Consider the following 1,116-nt stretch of genomic DNA (forward strand, 5'->3'; position numbering starts at 1 on the left):
CGCATGGCCTCTTCGATGAGGGTCTCCACGATCGCGTGCTCCGGGACGGTCTTGATGACCTTGCCCTTGACGAAGATCTGGCCCTTGCCGTTGCCCGAGGCGACACCCAGGTCCGCCTCGCGGGCCTCACCGGGACCGTTGACGACGCAGCCCATGACCGCGACCCGAAGCGGCACCTCCATGCCCTCCAGACCAGCGGTGACCTGCTCAGCCAGCGTGTACACGTCCACCTGGGCGCGGCCGCACGACGGGCAGGACACGATCTCCAGCTTGCGCGGCCGCAGGTTCAGCGACTGCAGGATCTGATGTCCGACCTTGATCTCCTCCACCGGCGGAGCCGACAGCGAGACCCGGATCGTGTCACCGATGCCCTGCCGCAGCAGCGCACCGAACGCCACCGCCGACTTGATCGTGCCCTGGAACGCCGGGCCCGCCTCGGTCACGCCGAGGTGCAGCGGGTAGTCGCACTGCTCGGCCAGGATCTCGTACGCCCGCACCATGATCACCGGGTCGTTGTGCTTCACCGAGATCTTGATGTCGTGGAAGTCGTGCTCGGCGAACAGCGACGCCTCCCACAACGCCGACTCGGCCAGCGCCTCCGGCGTGGCCTTGCCGTACTTGGCCATCAGCCGCGGGTCGAGCGAGCCCGCGTTCACGCCGATCCGGATCGGCGTGTTGTGGTCGCGAGCCGCCTGCGCGATCTCCTTGACCTTGTCGTCGAACTTCTTGATGTTGCCGGGGTTGACGCGCACCGCGGCGCAGCCCGCCTCGATCGCGGCGAACACGTACTTCGGCTGGAAGTGGATGTCCGCGATCACCGGGATCTGCGACTTCTTCGCGATCGCCGCCAACGCGTCCGCGTCGTCCTGCGACGGGCACGCGACGCGCACGATGTCACAGCCCGCGGCCGTGAGCTCGGCGATCTGCTGCAGTGTGGCGTTGACGTCCGCGGTGAGCGTGGTCGTCATGGACTGCACCGACACCGGGAACTCGCTCCCGACGCCGACGTTTCCCACCATGAGCTGCCTCGTCTTGCGACGTTCCGACAGCACCGGAGGCGGCAATGCCGGCATTCCGAGCATCACGCCGTCACTCATGGGTTGTGCACCTTCCACT

General features: G+C 67.3%; 1 protein-coding gene. It reads right to left on the reverse strand.

The window, feature by feature from the left end:
• Positions 1–1,073: flavodoxin-dependent (E)-4-hydroxy-3-methylbut-2-enyl-diphosphate synthase (ispG, locus tag FKR81_RS43085; RefSeq protein WP_186763528.1), on the reverse strand; the 1,073-nt coding region annotated here is incomplete at its 3' end.
• Positions 1,074–1,116: the final 43 nt, after the last annotated feature.

The sequence above is a fragment of the Lentzea tibetensis genome (assembly GCF_007845675.1).
Classification (GTDB): domain Bacteria; phylum Actinomycetota; class Actinomycetes; order Mycobacteriales; family Pseudonocardiaceae; genus Lentzea; species Lentzea tibetensis.